Source organism: Salmonella sp. A7, assembly GCF_020181675.1.
GTDB classification, from domain to species: domain Bacteria; phylum Pseudomonadota; class Gammaproteobacteria; order Enterobacterales; family Enterobacteriaceae; genus Salmonella; species Salmonella enterica.
In genome coordinates, this window is record NZ_CP084001.1 from 3,032,516 (window position 1) to 3,047,422 (window position 14,907).

The window sequence follows — 14,907 nt, forward strand, 5'->3', positions numbered from 1 at the left end:
TTTTGATATGGTGTAGACTCGTAAACCTAAATCTTTTTAATTTGGTTTACAAGTCGATTATGACAACGGACGATCTGGCCTTCGATAAACGCCATATTTGGCATCCTTACACTTCCATGACCTCGCCGCTGCCGGTATATCCCGTTGAGCGGGCCGAAGGCTGCGAGTTGGTTCTCACCTCGGGCGAACGCCTGATTGAGGGGATGTCCTCGTGGTGGGCGGCCATTCATGGTTATAACCACCCGCAATTGAACGCGGCGATGAAAGCGCAAATTGATGCCATGTCGCATGTCATGTTCGGCGGCATAACCCATCAACCTGCGGTGAATCTGTGCCGTAAGCTGGTCGCGATAACGCCTGAGCCGCTGGAGTGTGTCTTTCTGGCCGACTCTGGTTCGGTGTCGGTAGAAGTGGCCATGAAGATGGCGCTGCAATACTGGCAGGCGCGCGGCGAATCGCGTCAGCGTTTTCTGACGTTTCGCCACGGTTATCATGGCGACACGTTCGGCGCGATGTCGGTGTGCGATCCGGATAACTCCATGCACAGCTTGTGGAAAGGCTATCTGCCGGAAAACCTGTTCGCGCCGGCGCCGCAAAGCCGGATGGATGGCGAATGGGATGAAAGCGACATCGCGCCATTTGCCCGCCTGATGGCCGCGCATCGCCATGAAATCGCCGCAGTGATTCTGGAACCTATCGTTCAGGGCGCGGGCGGGATGCGCATATATCATCCACAATGGCTCAGGCGTATTCGTAACATGTGCGATCGCGAAGGCATTCTGCTGATTGCCGATGAAATAGCCACCGGGTTTGGCCGTACCGGCAAACTGTTCGCCTGCGAGCACGCCGGGATCGCGCCGGATATTCTGTGTCTCGGCAAAGCCTTAACCGGCGGCACCATGACCCTCTCGGCAACGCTCACGACACGCCAGGTTGCAGAGACTATTAGCAACGGCGAGGCGGGGTGTTTTATGCATGGCCCGACGTTTATGGGGAATCCGCTGGCCTGCGCCGTCGCTTGCGCCAGCCTGACGCTGCTGGAAAGCGGCGAATGGCGTCAGCAGGTGGCGTCTATCGAGTCTCAGTTACACGCTGAGTTAGCCCCCGCGCAAAGTTCTCCCTGGGTGGCAGATGTGCGGGTGTTGGGCGCGATTGGGGTGGTTGAAACCACGCATCCGGTCAATATGGCGGCGCTTCAACGCTTCTTCGTCGGGCAAGGCGTCTGGATCAGGCCGTTCGGCAAGCTAATCTACCTGATGCCGCCCTACATTATTCGTCCGGATCAACTGCGCTGTTTGACCCAGGCGGTCAATGACGCGGTACACAATGAAACATTTTTTAGCCATTAATCAGCGGTAAGCGATGCTGCTTCTGGCTACACTTCTGGTGAGTCAAAAGGAGAGCGCATGAAACTTATCAGCAACGATTTGCGCGATGGAGATAAACTTCCTCATCGCCACGTTTTTAACAGTATGGGCTATGATGGCGATAATATTTCGCCGCATCTGGCCTGGGACGACGTGCCGATGGGCACCAAAAGTTTTGTCGTGACCTGTTACGATCCCGACGCGCCGACCGGCTCCGGCTGGTGGCACTGGGTGGTGGTGAACCTCCCGGCGGATACGCGCGTACTGACCCAGGGGTTCGGCTCAGACCTGGTAGCCGTACCAGACGGCGTCATTCAGACGCGTACCGATTTCGGTAAAGCCGGCTACGGCGGCGCGGCGCCGCCTAAAGGGGAAACGCACCGCTATATCTTTACGGTTCACGCGCTGGACGTCGAGCGTCTTGACGTTGATGAAGACGCCAGCGGCGCGATGGTCGGCTTTAACGTGCATTTCCATTCGCTCGCCAGCGCCTCGATCACGGCGATGTTCAGTTAAACGCTGTGCCGGATGGCGGCGTAAACGTCTTACCCTGCCAACGGGTTGGGTAAGCCGAATAAGCGCCTCGCCATCCGGCAGCATTCACATAAAGTCCGGCACCAGACGCTGTAACGCGCCTTGCGCCAGCAGCGCCGTCGCACACTCAATATCGGGTGCGAAAAAACGATCCTGCGTATAGTGCGCCACCCGCTCGCGCAGTGTCTGCCGCGCCTGTTCCAGTAACGGGCTGGAGGTTAACCCTTCCCGTAAATCTATCCCCTGACAGGCAGCCAGCCACTCCACGGCAATGATGCCGCGGGTATTCGCCGCCATTTCCCAGAGTCGCCGTCCTGCCGCCGGGGCCATTGAGACATGATCTTCCTGATTCGCCGAGGTCGGCAGGCTATCCACGCTGTGCGGGTGCGCCAGCGCTTTATTCTCGCTGGCGAGCGCTGCGGCGGTGACCTGGGCAATCATAAAACCGGAATTAACGCCGCCATTTTTCACCAGAAACGGCGGTAACTGCGACATATGTTTATCCATCATCAGCGCGATGCGCCGCTCCGATAGCGCGCCGATTTCCGCTATCGCCAGCGCCAGATTATCCGCCGCCATGGCAACCGGTTCAGCATGGAAGTTACCGCCGGAGATCACCTCCCCCGCATCGGCAAAGACCAGCGGATTATCGGACACCGCGTTGGCCTCAGCCAGCAGTACCTCTTTCGTCTGACGTAACTGGGTCAAACAAGCGCCCATTACCTGTGGCTGGCAGCGAAGGGAATACGGGTCCTGAACTTTATGACAGTGGTGATGTGATTCAGCAATGGCGCTGGTATCGGTCAGCAGATGCCGGAACAACCGCGCGACGTCAATTTGCCCCTTTTGTCCGCGCGCGGCATGAATGCGCGCATCAAAAGGACGGCGCGATCCCAGCACGGCTTCGGTAGTCAGCGCGCCGCAGACAACGGCGGAGGCAAATAACTCCTGTGCCTCAAACAAACCGCGCAGCGCAAAGGCCGTTGACGCCTGGGTGCCGTTAAGCAGCGCCAGCCCCTCTTTGGCCGCCAGCGCGACAGGCTCCAGTCCGGCCTTTTTTAGCGCCGTCTGCGCCGGAAGCCATTCACCCTGCCAGCGCGCTTTTCCTTCGCCAAGCAGCGTCAGCGACAGATGCGCCAGCGGCGCTAAGTCGCCCGACGCGCCAACCGAGCCTTTTGCCGGAATCAGCGGATACACGCCGGCATTAACCAGAGCGATGAGCGCCTCTATCACGCTCAACCGAATCCCGGAAAACCCGCGCGCCAGGCTATTGATTTTCAATACCATGATCAGACGCACCATCGCGTCATCCAGTGGGTCGCCTACGCCCGCGGCGTGAGACAGCACCAACGATCGCTGTAGATTTTGCAAGTCTTCATCAGCGATGCGCGTCTGCGCCAGCAGACCGAAACCGGTGTTGATGCCGTAGGCGGTACGCCCTTCGGCAACGATATCATTGACGCACGCGACGCTGGCGTTAATGCCGTCAATGGCGCTGGCGTCCAGCCGAAGCTGTACCGGATGACGCCAGACATCGTACAGTTGAGAGAGGCTTAACTGCCCCGGAGTGAGTGTCATGGTGTTCATATCAGCCTTTCCCCCTGTGTCGCCGCAACCATCGGTAAATTCAGACCTTGCTCAACAGCGCATTCCACCGCGAGATCATATCCGGCATCGGCATGGCGCATGACGCCCGTCGCCGGATCGTTGTGTAACACGCGGCGAATACGCGCGGCGGCCTCGTCAGTGCCATCACAGACAATCACCATACCGGCGTGTTGCGAAAAACCCATCCCCACCCCGCCGCCATGATGGAGCGATACCCATGTCGCCCCGCTGGCGGTATTCAGCAACGCATTTAACAGCGGCCAGTCGGAAACCGCGTCGGAACCGTCGCGCATCGCTTCGGTTTCACGGTTAGGGCTGGCGACAGAACCGGAATCCAGGTGATCGCGGCCAATCACAATAGGCGCGGATACCTCACCGCAACGCACCATTTCGTTGAACGCCAGCCCCAGTTTTTGCCGCCACTCCAGGCCTACCCAGCAGATACGCGCCGGTAGCCCCTGAAAATGAATGCGCTCGCGCGCCATATCCAGCCAGTGATGCAGATGTTTATCCTCAGCCACTATCTCTTTGACTTTGGCATCGGTTTTATAGATATCCTGCGGATCGCCGGACAGCGCCACCCAGCGAAACGGCCCGATGCCACGACAGAACAGCGGACGAATATAGGCTGGCACAAATCCCGGAAAATCAAAGGCGTTTTCCACCCCCATCTCTTTCGCCATCTGGCGAATATTGTTGCCATAGTCAAAGGTCGGCACGCCCATTTGACTGAACGCCAGCATCGCCCGAACATGCGCCGCCATGGAACGTTTCGCTGCCTGCATCGTCCCGTGGGGATCGGATTGCGCGTTTTTCTGATACTCCTCCCAGCGCCAGCCGGAGGGTAAATAGCCATGTAGCGGATCGTGGGCGCTGGTCTGATCGGTCACCAGGTCCGGGCGCACGCCGCGATTAACCAGTTCCGGCAGGATATCCGCCGCGTTCGCGCACAGGGCGACGGACACGGCTTTCCCCTCGCGGGTGTAGCGCGTAATGCGGGCCAACGCGTCATCCAGCGTGGCGGCCTGCTCATCCACGTAACGAGTACGCAGACGAAAATCGATACGGCTTTGCTGGCATTCAATCGTCAGCGAACACGCTCCGGCCAGCGTCGCGGCTAGCGGTTGCGCGCCGCCCATGCCGCCCAGCCCGGCGGTCAGCACCCAGCGTCCCGCCAGCGTGCCGTTATAGTGCTGACGCCCCGCCTCCACAAAGGTTTCGTATGTTCCCTGCACGATTCCCTGACTGCCGATATAGATCCAGCTTCCGGCCGTCATTTGACCGTACATCGCCAGCCCTTTCGCATCCAGTTCGTTAAAGTGTTCCCATGTCGCCCAGTGGGGAACCAGGTTGGAGTTGGCGATTAATACCCGCGGCGCGTTGTCGTGCGTTTTAAATACGCCGACCGGTTTGCCAGACTGAATAAGCAACGTTTCGTCCGCCTCCAGCCGGGTGAGCGCATCAACAATAGCGTCATAGCATTCCCAGTTGCGCGCGGCGCGACCAATCCCGCCGTAGACCACCAGCTCATGCGGATTTTCCGCCACATCAGGATCGAGATTATTCATTAACATCCGCAGCGGGGCTTCTGTCAGCCAGCTTTTCGCCGTTAATACCGTGCCTCGGGGCGCGCGGATAGTCTGCTGACGATACTTGCTTTCAGGCATAGCAATGACTCCTCATTGTTATCGGTCTGCCATCGCCAAATAACGCTAAAACGCCACTATCAGGCACCGCCGCAGACCCACAGATAAGAATCAGACATATACTTGTCTATACAAGTAAGCACAAGAATAGAATTAACAAAAATGATACAATTTTGTTATATTGTGTCAGCAATCACGTTTTCCGGCAGCAGTCCGCTCAGGAGATAAATCGTCCCTGTAGCCGGTAGCGCGACCCGGGGAAAAGTAAGCGGGCGTGAGAAACAATCCGCGACGCGGACCAGGTTGTACGACGAATGAGCAGACAAGGCTCATGCTCTTTGATAGTTAACCACGCGCACTCTTGCGCCGTGGCGCGCACCGCCTCCACAATATGTTCCCCTTCCGTTAGCGGCGCGATCCGCGACAAATAAGCGTGCGGCGTGGTCTGACGGTAATCCTGCGTCAGGTAATCCACGGCAATATCCGCATTCACGCAGCGATCTTCAATTTGTACCGGCAGATCGTTTTCATAATGCACCATGATGGAATGGAAAATGACATCGCTCTCATTGACGTTGAGAGCGCTGGCCTGGATGGCGTTTGCCCGCACGCGCTCCAGCGTGAGCACCTCACAACGATGCTGATGACGGCGGGCGGCAATCTCCTCGGCGATACTGCGGACTTCAAACAGCGCGGACTGGCCTTTTGGTTCGGCGACAAACGTCCCCACGCCCTGTAAACGCACCAGCCACCCTTCATCCGTCAGCTCACGCAGCGCCCGGTTGATGGTCATTCGGCTAAAGCCATACTGCGCGACCAGTTCAGCTTCCGACGGAATGCGATCGTGCGGCTGCCAGACGCCGCCGGCTATTTTTTTACAGATGTCCTGTTTCACCGTTTCGTAAAAAGGCGCAGGTGCAGAACGGGAGCGGGATGAATACATGCGTGAAGCCTTCCTTATGCGGATAGTGTTTTCCGGATGACAGATTAACGCCACCAGTGCGCGATTTGCCAGCCAAGCCGCGCCGCCACGCGCGCCGCTGCGCCATCTTCATCAAAGCGTGGATTAAATTCAACCAGATCCGCCGCCTGTAATTTTCCGCTGCGGCAAACCGGCTCAATTAAACGCAGAACCTGTATCAGTGGCACGCCCAGCGCTGCGGGAGCGGAGACGGCCGGCATTTCCCAGACAGGCAATACGTCGAGATCGATAGTCAGATAAATTTTATCCACCTTGTCGATAAACTGCGTCATCTGCGCCAGCGCGTCATGGCAGTCCAGATCCTCCACCACGGTAACATTCCGCCACTGCGTTTCCCGCCACAACGCCTGCGTATTGGCCGCACGGCTCACGCCGAAACAGGCATAATGAAACGCGCGGCTCTGCGCGTCGCATAGCTGCGCCAGTTGACGAAACGGCGTCCCGGATGTTGCCCGGTCGGTCTGACGGAGATCCAGATGCGCATCAAGATTAATGATCCCTACGCTTTCCTGCGCAAACGCGTCCAGCACCCCCGCGCCGTGTCCAAACGCGGTTTCATGCCCGCCGCCCAGCACCAGCGTGCGCATCCCGGCCCGCAGACAGCGGCTTACCGCATCGCGCAAGGCCTGCTGCGCGCCTTCCAGATCGGGCGTCGGCGCAACCCAATTGCCTAAATCCACCAGCCGTTCATGTCCCTGATGGCTGGCCATATTCGCCAGCGCTTTACGCAACGCGTCCGGGGCGCCTGCCGCGCCGGGACGACCTGCATTGCGTTTTACCCCCTCGTCGCAGGCAAATCCCATTAACGCGATCTTTTGCTGCCAGTTTTCGGGGGAAAAGGTCTCGCTGCGCGTGACGGTCTGAAACAGACGCCGCGCATCCGGCGATTCTATACTGTCATCGCGCCCCTGCCAGAGCGCCGGAGAAGCCGGATACCATTGCGTCATGAGATTTGTCCTCTGTATACCCGCTGATATAAAGGATTACGCCCCGGCTCATACACAACCTCTACCGGCTGTTCAGCATCCCACACCACAAAATCCGCCCGGTAGCCGGCCCTGAGCTGCCCATGCGTCGCCTGTCTTCCCAGCGCACGAGCGGCATGGCGCGTAACGCCCGCCCATGCCTCTTCCGGCGTCAGACCAAACTGTACGCAGGCCATATTCATCGCCAGATGCAAACTGCAAAACGGGCTGGTGCCGGGATTGAAATCGCTGGCGACGGCGACAGGCACCTGATAGCGGCGCAGCAGTTCTACCGGCGGGCGCTGCGTCTCGCGCAGAAAATAAAACGCGCCTGGCAATAATACGCCGACAGTACCGCCGTCACGCATCGCCGCGACGCCCGCTTCATCAAGATATTCGATATGATCCGCCGATAAGCCCTGATAACGGCTCACCAACTGCGCGCCGCCCAACAGCGAAAGCTGCTCAACATGGCCTTTAACGGGAATACCTAACGCCTTCGCCGTCTGCAACACGCGCTCACTCTGCGCCACATTAAAGCCGACGCTCTCGCAAAAGAGGTCTACCGCATCAAATAACCCTTTTTGCCAGAGCTGCGGAATCATCGTCTCGCAGACCAGAGTGATGTAGCCGTCCGGGTCGTCACGATACTCCGCTGGCGTAGCATGAGCGGCAAGTAGCGTGGGGCTAATGTCGATAGCGTTTTCGGCGGCAAGTTTTGCAGCGACGCGCAACAGCTTTTCTTCTGTCGCCAGCTCCAGACCATAGCCGGATTTAATCTCCAGCAGCGTAACGCCTTCGCTGGCAAGGCGCATCATGCGTTCGCGCGCCAGCAGGTAGAGCGTCTCCTCCGCACAGGCGCGGGTTGCTGATACCGTCGCGTTAATGCCGCCGCCCTGAGCGCTAATATGCTGGTATGACGCGCCGTTAAGCCGCTGTTCCCACTCTGCGGCGCGGTTACCGGCAAACACCAGATGCGTGTGGCAATCGATAAGTCCCGGGGTTACCAGTCGTCCCTGCATATCATGGATATTGTCCCCACTGACAGGAAGCTGCGTCTCTGGCACGATATCGCAAATATACCCTTCGCGTACAATCAGCGCCTGGTTATCCACCAGCCCATACGGGGCTTGCCGCTGCGGGTCCATTGTCGCCAGCCTGATGTTTCGCCAGACAGTATCGCCCGGTAAAAGTTGCCGCATTCCTGTCGCTCTCTTGCCTGTCATGAGTTGTATAGACATTTATTTTCTTTCTGCTCCGGATTGTCAACTCAAAGCGCGAAAGTTGTTGCTTAATTGTGATAAAACTATCTGATGCTACAGGTGTTTCCAGCCTGAAAAGGAACTTTTTACCTTTTCGCCTTCCCGTTTCGTTCAACTTAGTATAAAAAAGCAGGCTTCAATGGATGTCATTTAACTTTTTCAAGCCCGGAGCAACCTGTGAATACATTATCGGTTTCCCGTCTGGCGCTGGCACTGGCTTTTGGCGTGACGCTGAGCGCCTGTAGCTCTACGCCACCCGATCAGATCCCTTCCGATCAAACCGCGCCTGGCACCGCCTCGCGCCCAATTCTGTCGGCAAATGAAGCGAAAAACTTCGTTGCGGCGCACTATTTTGCCTCCCTGACGCCGAATACCACCCCGTGGTCGCCGTCGCCGATTACCCTGCCCGCACAGCCTGACTTTGTGGTGGGGCCGGCAGGTACGCCAGGCGTTACGCACACTTCGATTCAGGCCGCGGTCGATGCGGCAATGGTTAAACGCACGAACAAACGCCAGTACATTGCTATTATGCCGGGCGACTATCAGGGGACCGTGTATGTTCCCGCCGCGCCGGGAAGTCTGACCCTGTACGGGACCGGTGAAAAACCGATCGATGTGAAAATAGGGATGGCGATTGATGGTGAAATGAGCGTCGCTGACTGGCGCCGCGCGGTGAATCCCGGCGGGAAATATATGCCTGGTAAACCCGCCTGGTATATGTTCGATAACTGCCAAAGCAAACACGCCGCGACGATCGGTGTGATGTGTTCTGCCGCGTTCTGGTCGCAGAATAACGGTCTGCAGCTACAAAATCTGACCATCGAGAACACGCTGGGCGACAGTGTCGATGCCGGAAACCATCCGGCGGTGGCGTTGCGTACCGATGGCGACAAAGTCCAGATTAACAAGGTCAATATCCTTGGCCGCCAGAACACCTTCTTTGTGACCAACAGCGGCGTGCAGAACCGTCTGCAAACCGATCGCCAGCCGCGTACGCTGGTGACGAACAGCTATATTGAAGGCGATGTGGATATGGTTTCCGGACGCGGCGCCGTGGTGTTCGATAACACCAACTTCCAGGTCGTCAACTCCCGCACACAGCAGGAAGCCTACGTCTTCGCCCCGGCGACGCTGTCCAATATTTACTATGGCTTTTTGGCGATCAACAGCCGCTTTAACGCCTCCGGCGATGGCGTTGCGCAGCTTGGCCGCTCGCTGGATGTCGACGCCAACACCAACGGTCAGGTAGTGATCCGCGACAGCGTGATTAACGAGGGCTTTAACGTTGCCAAACCGTGGGCCGACGCGGTCATCTCGAAACGTCCGTTTGCCGGAAATACGGGAACCGTGGATGACAAAGGCGAGGTGCTGCGTAATCTGAACGACACTAACTACAACCGCATGTGGGAATACAACAACCGCGGTGTAGGCAGTAAAGTGGTGGCAGAACCTAAGCAGTAATCGCCGTTCCGGTTCAGGCTTATAAACGGGCCGCCGCAGCAGATGTGGCGGCCCGTGGTTTTACTGCAAGCGATGTTTATTGAAATTAATCAGGCATCCCGCCGCCCTCCGGCACACAGCGCTTTAGTACGCGTTCACCACAACCCACATTGGCCCCTGGCCGACGGCATAACGACCTTTTTCCGTCAGCAACCCCTGAGTGCCCGTAATTTCATAGACCGCGATATGATGTGATTTTTGACCCGCAGCAATCAGGTATTTTCCGCTATTGTCGATATTAAAGCCGCGCGGTTGGGCTTCCGTCGGCTGGAAGCCTTCAACGCTCAGTACGCTGCCGTCTTCGGAGACACTAAAGACGGTAATCAGACTGGCGGTGCGGTCACAGGCATACAGATGCCGTCCATCCGGCGTAATATGGATATCCGCCGCCCAACGGGTATCGGAAAAATCGGCGGGCATCATATCCAGGGTTTGTACGCACTCTATCTCGCCATGCGGATTTTTAAGCTGCCAGACATCCACCGAACTGTTCAGTTCATTGACGCAATACGCATATTGTCGATTCGGGTGGAAGACCATATGACGCGGGCCTGCCCCTTCGACTGTATTTACTTCCGCCGGCTCCTGGGCCACCAGATGGCCGTCATCGCTTAGCGTAAACAGACAAATGCGATCCTGTTTTAGCGCAGGCACCCACAGGGTACGGTTATCAGGCGTAATATTTGCCGAGTGGCAGCCGTCCAGCCCTTCCACCACATCCACCAGCTCAACCGGCAGACCATCCTGTAAGCGCGTCACGCTGACATTACCGGCGTTATACGATCCGACAAAGACAAAACGACCATGATGATCGGTAGAAATATGGGTCGGGCTACCCGGCAGGGCGGATTCGGCGGCAAACGTCAGCGCGCCATCATCCGGCGCAATACGATACGCCAGGACACGAAACTCCGGGCGCACGCCGACATAGAGGTAGCGTTTATCCGGACTGACCACCATCGGCTGAACCTGACCGGGCACATCCACGACCTGCACCAGCGTCAGCGTCCCTTCGTGGTTCAGGCTCCAGACGTGAATTTGCTGACTCTCAGGGCTGGCGGTATAGACTGTTTGTTTCATGAATACTCCTTTGCATATGGCATGTAGCTGCAATAACAGGACACAGCTTAACGTAGTCGCTTTTGACGGCGAATGCTGAATTCAGACGCAGAATTTTGTCTGCTTACCGTCCCGGTGTACCATGCCGACAGACGGAATTATTACTCTTAATCTGGAAAAAATTATGACTGCACGCGTGATTGCCCTCGATTTAGACGGAACATTATTAACCCCGCATAAAACCTTACTCCCCTCCTCGCTTGACGCGCTATCACGCGCCAAGGCGCTGGCGCTGGAAACACCTGCTATTTGCTGCAACGGCACCTATTTGTATAAGTGAAGCATTACTACAATAAAAATCTTACTCATGCTTCGCTTCCCATCCCATGACATACAACTATTGATCAACAAAGTGAGCGGTGTACTATCAGTGCAACTTCTAAAATGGACACAGCGAAAATAGCATGAATTATCAGGTAATAGCTCTCGATCTGGACGGTACTTTATTAACACCTGGAAAAAAAATCCTCCCTGAATCACTCACTGCCTTAGAAAATGCCCGAAAATCTGGTGCAAAAGTCGTCATTGTTACCGGAAGGCATTTTGTTGCAATTCATCCTTTTTATCAATCACTTAGATTAGATACTCCTGCAATATGTTGCAATGGTGCATTATTATACGATTACCAAGAAAAGAAGGTGCTTGAGTCTGATCCCCTGCAAGCAGAACAAGCTTCACAACTAATTTCCCTTCTTGATAGTTACAATGTTCATAGTCTGATGTATGCCGATGATGCCATGTTCTACCAAGAACCTACGGGGCATATTATCCGTACAGAAAATTGGGCTAAATCTCTCCCAGAGTCACAACGTCCAATCTTCAAACAAGTACCCTCTCTTAGTGAAGCATCTCAGAACGTTGATGCTATCTGGAAATTCGCCCTTACTGACTCTGATACTGAGAAACTGCATAGCTTTGGTCAAATTGTAGAACGTGAGCTTGGCCTTGCCTGTGAATGGTCCTGGCACGATCAAGTAGACATAGCACAAGCCGGAAACAGTAAGGGTAAACGCTTGGCACAATGGGCAGAATCACAAGGTTTATCAATGGATCAAGTTATAGCCTTTGGCGATAATTTCAACGATCTTAGTATGTTGAAGTCTGCTGGTTTGGGTGTTGCTATGGGTAACGCTGTTGATGAAGTCAAAGCCTGTGCTGATTTGGTTATAGGTAATAATGCTGAAGCTGGTATAGCTGATGTAGTTAATCAGTACTTTTCAGAAGAGAAAATAACAGCGTGACACTGAAACAGGGAGGTGTGTAATGATAGAATTTAAACCAGAAATTGGAATGCGAACTTATATTGATGAACAGTTAGAACAATTTGGTTTTCAATTTAATAATGGCTTAACAACACTTGAAAAATTAAAGACTGTTTTTGCATTACAAAGAAAGATACCAAGTATTAAAAGAAGAATAGTAATCTAACTACCAAGAATTCAAGTGCCTAAGGGAACAGAAAAGGCATATTGAATCGCTTACTACCCCCGTAATTGTTAGTTAGAACAAGAGATTGGGTGTTATATAATTGTTGGTCATGGCTAGAAGGGATGAGTAAATGGACACTACTGAAACATTGAATGGTACGTACTTCTACGGCGGGTTATCCAACCTGACACCACAACAGCTATGGTGGGCTATCACCATCGCCGTTGTGAGCGATCGTCTGGGGATCTCAGCGGTTGATGCTGCACTGGTTATCTCAGGGCAACCAATTCTACCTACGAGGGGTAAACCTCGTGGGACAACTCCAGGAACATCAATTGCTTCTAAGTACATCAGTAATTGGTTGAACTATAAACTGCCACCTGGAATCAGATTACCAACGTTGACAGGCAAAACCATCAACTCATTACAGCTAAGCTCAACGAATAATTTAGGTCGTTTCATTGGTCGTAATGTACCCTGGCTCGGTTGGGTTATGACATTCACTACGATTTATGATATCCAGCGTGATATTAAAGATACATTTAATCGTGTGGCGGTTCCTAAAGATCGCATTCAGTGGACGTATTTCTAATGAGAGATATTGAGAAAGAAATTATCGATTTTATCGATCAGGAATATAACACTAAAAAGTACTTTCTCTTTGGGCCAAAGCGAACCATCATACTTGATACCAGTATTAGGGATGATCTTAAACTCGTTTTTGAAGATAGTGAAGAACTTCTACAAGAGTACTTCAAGCGTTGGAATGTAGATTCAGAAGGATTTGACATACTTAACTATCTGAATCCAGAGTACTTTGGAAGTAAAGAGCCTGATCCGCGTAAGCCACTAACAGTTGGTATGCTCGTTGAAAGTGCTAAAGCTGGACGTTGGTTATATAGTTGAAGAATAAATTTATTATATTTTAAACGCCCATTATTTGGGAATTTTTATTATCATAATGGTAATATGATTAGGCGTATATTTTCATGATTACTAGTAAATACATAGAATGGTTAGCAGTACTAACCAACTATGGGATTTACAGAATGATTAGAATGGAATTTAATACATACGATGATGGAACATACTACTTTCTCTATATTACAGAGGAAGTACGGATAGAAACTAATGGTATTAATGGCTTGCAGATGGAAACCCGCGATTGGCGAGTACGTGATTCAGGCGATCCGTTCCAGTACTTAACCATCAGAAAAAGAAAGGATAAGTACTTTAATGAAGCCATTGTAAATCCGTATACTGAAGTATTAATTATAGCGGCGATAACTACAACGACATCAGTATGCTGGAGGCGGCAGGCACCGGCGTTGCGATGGGCAACGCCGATGAGACGGTGAAAGCGCGCGCTGACGTTGTGATCGGCGATAACACTACCGACAGCATCGCCAAATTTATTTACACCCACCTGCTATAGTCAGGCGGTGATAGAAACGCTTTTCACCTGCGCGTAAAGCCACAGGCCAGGCTTGATATTCAGCTCATCCCTGGCCCACGGGCTTATTCGCGCCCACAGCGTTCTGCCGCCTATCTCAAGCTGGACTTCCACCTGTCCGTTATCGTCATAGCAATTTGCCACTTTTGCCCGCAATACGTTGCGGATACTGGTCTGCTGCGGCGGCTGTAGTACCAGCGAGACATCCGACGCCTGTATACGAATACGCAGTGTGGATTGCAGCGGCTGATTGAGTTTATTTACCCACAGGTGCTGGTCGCCAAGCGCCAGAGCGGTCATGGCATAATGCGGGTGATGCTCCAGCACGCTGACTTTCAGAATACTGCTCTGTTGCTCTTTCGGCAGCCACGGGTGCATAACGCTGCTTCCCCAGACCTCCTCCAGCGGGCCAAACGCTTTAACCTGTCCATCCTCCAGCACCATGACTTTATCCGCCAGGTGGAGAATTTCATCAAGAGAATGGCTGACATACAGCATGGGAATATTGATTTCTCGCGCCAGCCGTTGCAGGTACGGCAGTAATTCGCGTTTTCGCGGGATATCCAGTGAGGCCAACGGTTCGTCCAACAGCAGCAACTCCGGGGCAGTGAGCAATGCCCGGCCTATCGCTACGCGCTGTTTTTCTCCGCCGGACAAGCTCCCCGGCAGGCGATCAAGCAACGCTTCAATTCCCAACAGCGACACCAGCTTATCAAACTGACCGGTCATGCTTTTCGCCATGCCGTAGCGCAAATTGCCGCGTACTTTGTAATGGGGGAACAGGCGCGCATCCTGGAAAACATAACCGATGCGGCGCTTTTCCGGCGTTAAACAGATACCGTTTTCCGCGTCATGCAACACCCGGCCATTCAGCGCGATGCGTCCTTTTTGCGGGCGAGTTAAACCGCTGATGGCATTAATCAGCGAGGTTTTTCCCGCGCCGGAGACGCCAAAGATAGCCGTGATCCCACTGGCTGGCAGCGTTTCGTTGAGGGTTAAACAGTGCGTTCCCAGCGTCTGGGAAAAATTAAGCTCCAGCATGG

General features: G+C 54.1%; 14 protein-coding genes and 2 pseudogenes. 9 read left to right on the top strand and 7 right to left on the bottom strand.

Annotated elements, in window-relative coordinates:
• The first annotated feature begins 59 nt into the window (after nt 1-59).
• Nucleotides 60-1,349, top strand: a complete 1,290-nt coding sequence (gene bioA / locus LCS67_RS14890) for an adenosylmethionine--8-amino-7-oxononanoate transaminase (RefSeq protein WP_001611216.1) — start codon at nt 60-62, stop codon at nt 1,347-1,349.
• A 57-nt stretch (nt 1,350-1,406) separates the two neighbouring features.
• Complete coding sequence (locus LCS67_RS14895) at nt 1,407-1,883, top strand: kinase inhibitor (RefSeq protein ID WP_023136836.1); 477 nt, start codon at nt 1,407-1,409, stop codon at nt 1,881-1,883.
• Nucleotides 1,884-1,967: 84 nt separating this feature from the next.
• On the opposite strand, the gene hutH is transcribed toward LCS67_RS14895, so the two are convergent.
• From hutH to hutI, 5 genes are all read right to left on the bottom strand, one after another.
• Nucleotides 1,968-3,488: a histidine ammonia-lyase gene (gene hutH / locus LCS67_RS14900; RefSeq protein WP_023136835.1), complete on the bottom strand. Its 1,521-nt coding sequence runs from the start codon at nt 3,486-3,488 to the stop codon at nt 1,968-1,970.
• The gene (gene hutU, locus LCS67_RS14905) at nt 3,485-5,176 is read right to left on the bottom strand and encodes a urocanate hydratase (RefSeq protein WP_001115216.1); all 1,692 of its coding nucleotides are present in this window, start codon (nt 5,174-5,176) and stop codon (nt 3,485-3,487) included. The genes hutH and hutU overlap by 4 nt, the downstream gene beginning before the upstream one ends.
• Before the next feature lie 196 nt (nt 5,177-5,372).
• Nucleotides 5,373-6,098: a histidine utilization repressor gene (locus tag LCS67_RS14910; protein ID WP_000287413.1), complete on the bottom strand. Its 726-nt coding sequence runs from the start codon at nt 6,096-6,098 to the stop codon at nt 5,373-5,375.
• A gap of 44 nt (nt 6,099-6,142) precedes the next feature.
• Complete coding sequence (hutG, locus tag LCS67_RS14915; RefSeq protein ID WP_080183921.1) at nt 6,143-7,084, bottom strand: formimidoylglutamase; 942 nt, start codon at nt 7,082-7,084, stop codon at nt 6,143-6,145.
• Complete coding sequence (gene hutI / locus LCS67_RS14920) at nt 7,081-8,304, bottom strand: imidazolonepropionase (RefSeq protein ID WP_001249490.1); 1,224 nt, start codon at nt 8,302-8,304, stop codon at nt 7,081-7,083. Before hutI ends, hutG begins: the two co-directional genes overlap by 4 nt.
• A gap of 237 nt (nt 8,305-8,541) precedes the next feature.
• On the opposite strand from hutI, the gene LCS67_RS14925 reads away from it, so the two are divergent.
• On the top strand, nt 8,542-9,825 hold the full coding sequence (locus LCS67_RS14925) for a putative acyl-CoA thioester hydrolase (RefSeq protein WP_001094764.1): 1,284 nt from the start codon (nt 8,542-8,544) through the stop codon (nt 9,823-9,825).
• A 123-nt stretch (nt 9,826-9,948) separates the two neighbouring features.
• On the opposite strand, the gene pgl is transcribed toward LCS67_RS14925, so the two are convergent.
• On the bottom strand, nt 9,949-10,944 hold the full coding sequence (gene pgl, locus LCS67_RS14930; RefSeq protein WP_000815468.1) for a 6-phosphogluconolactonase: 996 nt from the start codon (nt 10,942-10,944) through the stop codon (nt 9,949-9,951).
• A 163-nt stretch (nt 10,945-11,107) separates the two neighbouring features.
• Between pgl and LCS67_RS14935 the strand changes: the two are divergent.
• The 6 genes and pseudogenes from LCS67_RS14935 to LCS67_RS14960 form a co-directional block, all read left to right on the top strand.
• Nucleotides 11,108-11,257, top strand: a pseudogene (locus LCS67_RS14935) (HAD hydrolase family protein); the annotation flags it as partial.
• A gap of 130 nt (nt 11,258-11,387) precedes the next feature.
• Complete coding sequence (locus LCS67_RS14940; RefSeq protein ID WP_001109271.1) at nt 11,388-12,224, top strand: pyridoxal phosphatase; 837 nt, start codon at nt 11,388-11,390, stop codon at nt 12,222-12,224.
• Nucleotides 12,225-12,246: 22 nt separating this feature from the next.
• Nucleotides 12,247-12,411, top strand: a complete 165-nt coding sequence (locus LCS67_RS14945) for a hypothetical protein (protein ID WP_023139965.1) — start codon at nt 12,247-12,249, stop codon at nt 12,409-12,411.
• 130 nt (nt 12,412-12,541) lie between these two features.
• On the top strand, nt 12,542-13,003 hold the full coding sequence (locus LCS67_RS22840; RefSeq protein WP_024151559.1) for an STM2901 family protein: 462 nt from the start codon (nt 12,542-12,544) through the stop codon (nt 13,001-13,003).
• Nucleotides 12,988-13,317 (top strand): DUF1493 family protein, encoded by a 330-nt coding sequence (locus LCS67_RS14955; protein WP_077912235.1) that lies wholly within the window; start codon nt 12,988-12,990, stop codon nt 13,315-13,317. The genes LCS67_RS22840 and LCS67_RS14955 overlap by 16 nt, the downstream gene beginning before the upstream one ends.
• 373 nt (nt 13,318-13,690) lie before the next feature.
• Nucleotides 13,691-13,846, top strand: a pseudogene (locus LCS67_RS14960) (HAD hydrolase family protein); the annotation flags it as partial.
• Here the strand turns inward: LCS67_RS14960 and modC are convergent.
• Nucleotides 13,847-14,905: a molybdenum ABC transporter ATP-binding protein ModC gene (gene modC, locus LCS67_RS14965; protein ID WP_000891710.1), complete on the bottom strand. Its 1,059-nt coding sequence runs from the start codon at nt 14,903-14,905 to the stop codon at nt 13,847-13,849.
• Between the last annotated feature and the right edge of the window lie 2 nt (nt 14,906-14,907).

Coding starts and splice junctions, on each gene's coding strand:
- bioA (WP_001611216.1), top strand. CDS start 60: ATGACAACGGACGATCTGGCCTTCGATAAACGCCATATTTGGCATCCT.
- hutH (WP_023136835.1), bottom strand. CDS start 3,488: ATGAACACCATGACACTCACTCCGGGGCAGTTAAGCCTCTCTCAACTG.
- LCS67_RS14895 (WP_023136836.1), top strand. CDS start 1,407: ATGAAACTTATCAGCAACGATTTGCGCGATGGAGATAAACTTCCTCAT.
- LCS67_RS14910 (WP_000287413.1), bottom strand. CDS start 6,098: ATGTATTCATCCCGCTCCCGTTCTGCACCTGCGCCTTTTTACGAAACG.
- LCS67_RS14945 (WP_023139965.1), top strand. CDS start 12,247: ATGATAGAATTTAAACCAGAAATTGGAATGCGAACTTATATTGATGAA.
- LCS67_RS22840 (WP_024151559.1), top strand. CDS start 12,542: ATGGACACTACTGAAACATTGAATGGTACGTACTTCTACGGCGGGTTA.
- hutG (WP_080183921.1), bottom strand. CDS start 7,084: ATGACGCAATGGTATCCGGCTTCTCCGGCGCTCTGGCAGGGGCGCGAT.
- pgl (WP_000815468.1), bottom strand. CDS start 10,944: ATGAAACAAACAGTCTATACCGCCAGCCCTGAGAGTCAGCAAATTCAC.
- LCS67_RS14940 (WP_001109271.1), top strand. CDS start 11,388: ATGAATTATCAGGTAATAGCTCTCGATCTGGACGGTACTTTATTAACA.
- modC (WP_000891710.1), bottom strand. CDS start 14,905: ATGCTGGAGCTTAATTTTTCCCAGACGCTGGGAACGCACTGTTTAACC.
- hutU (WP_001115216.1), bottom strand. CDS start 5,176: ATGCCTGAAAGCAAGTATCGTCAGCAGACTATCCGCGCGCCCCGAGGC.
- hutI (WP_001249490.1), bottom strand. CDS start 8,304: ATGCGGCAACTTTTACCGGGCGATACTGTCTGGCGAAACATCAGGCTG.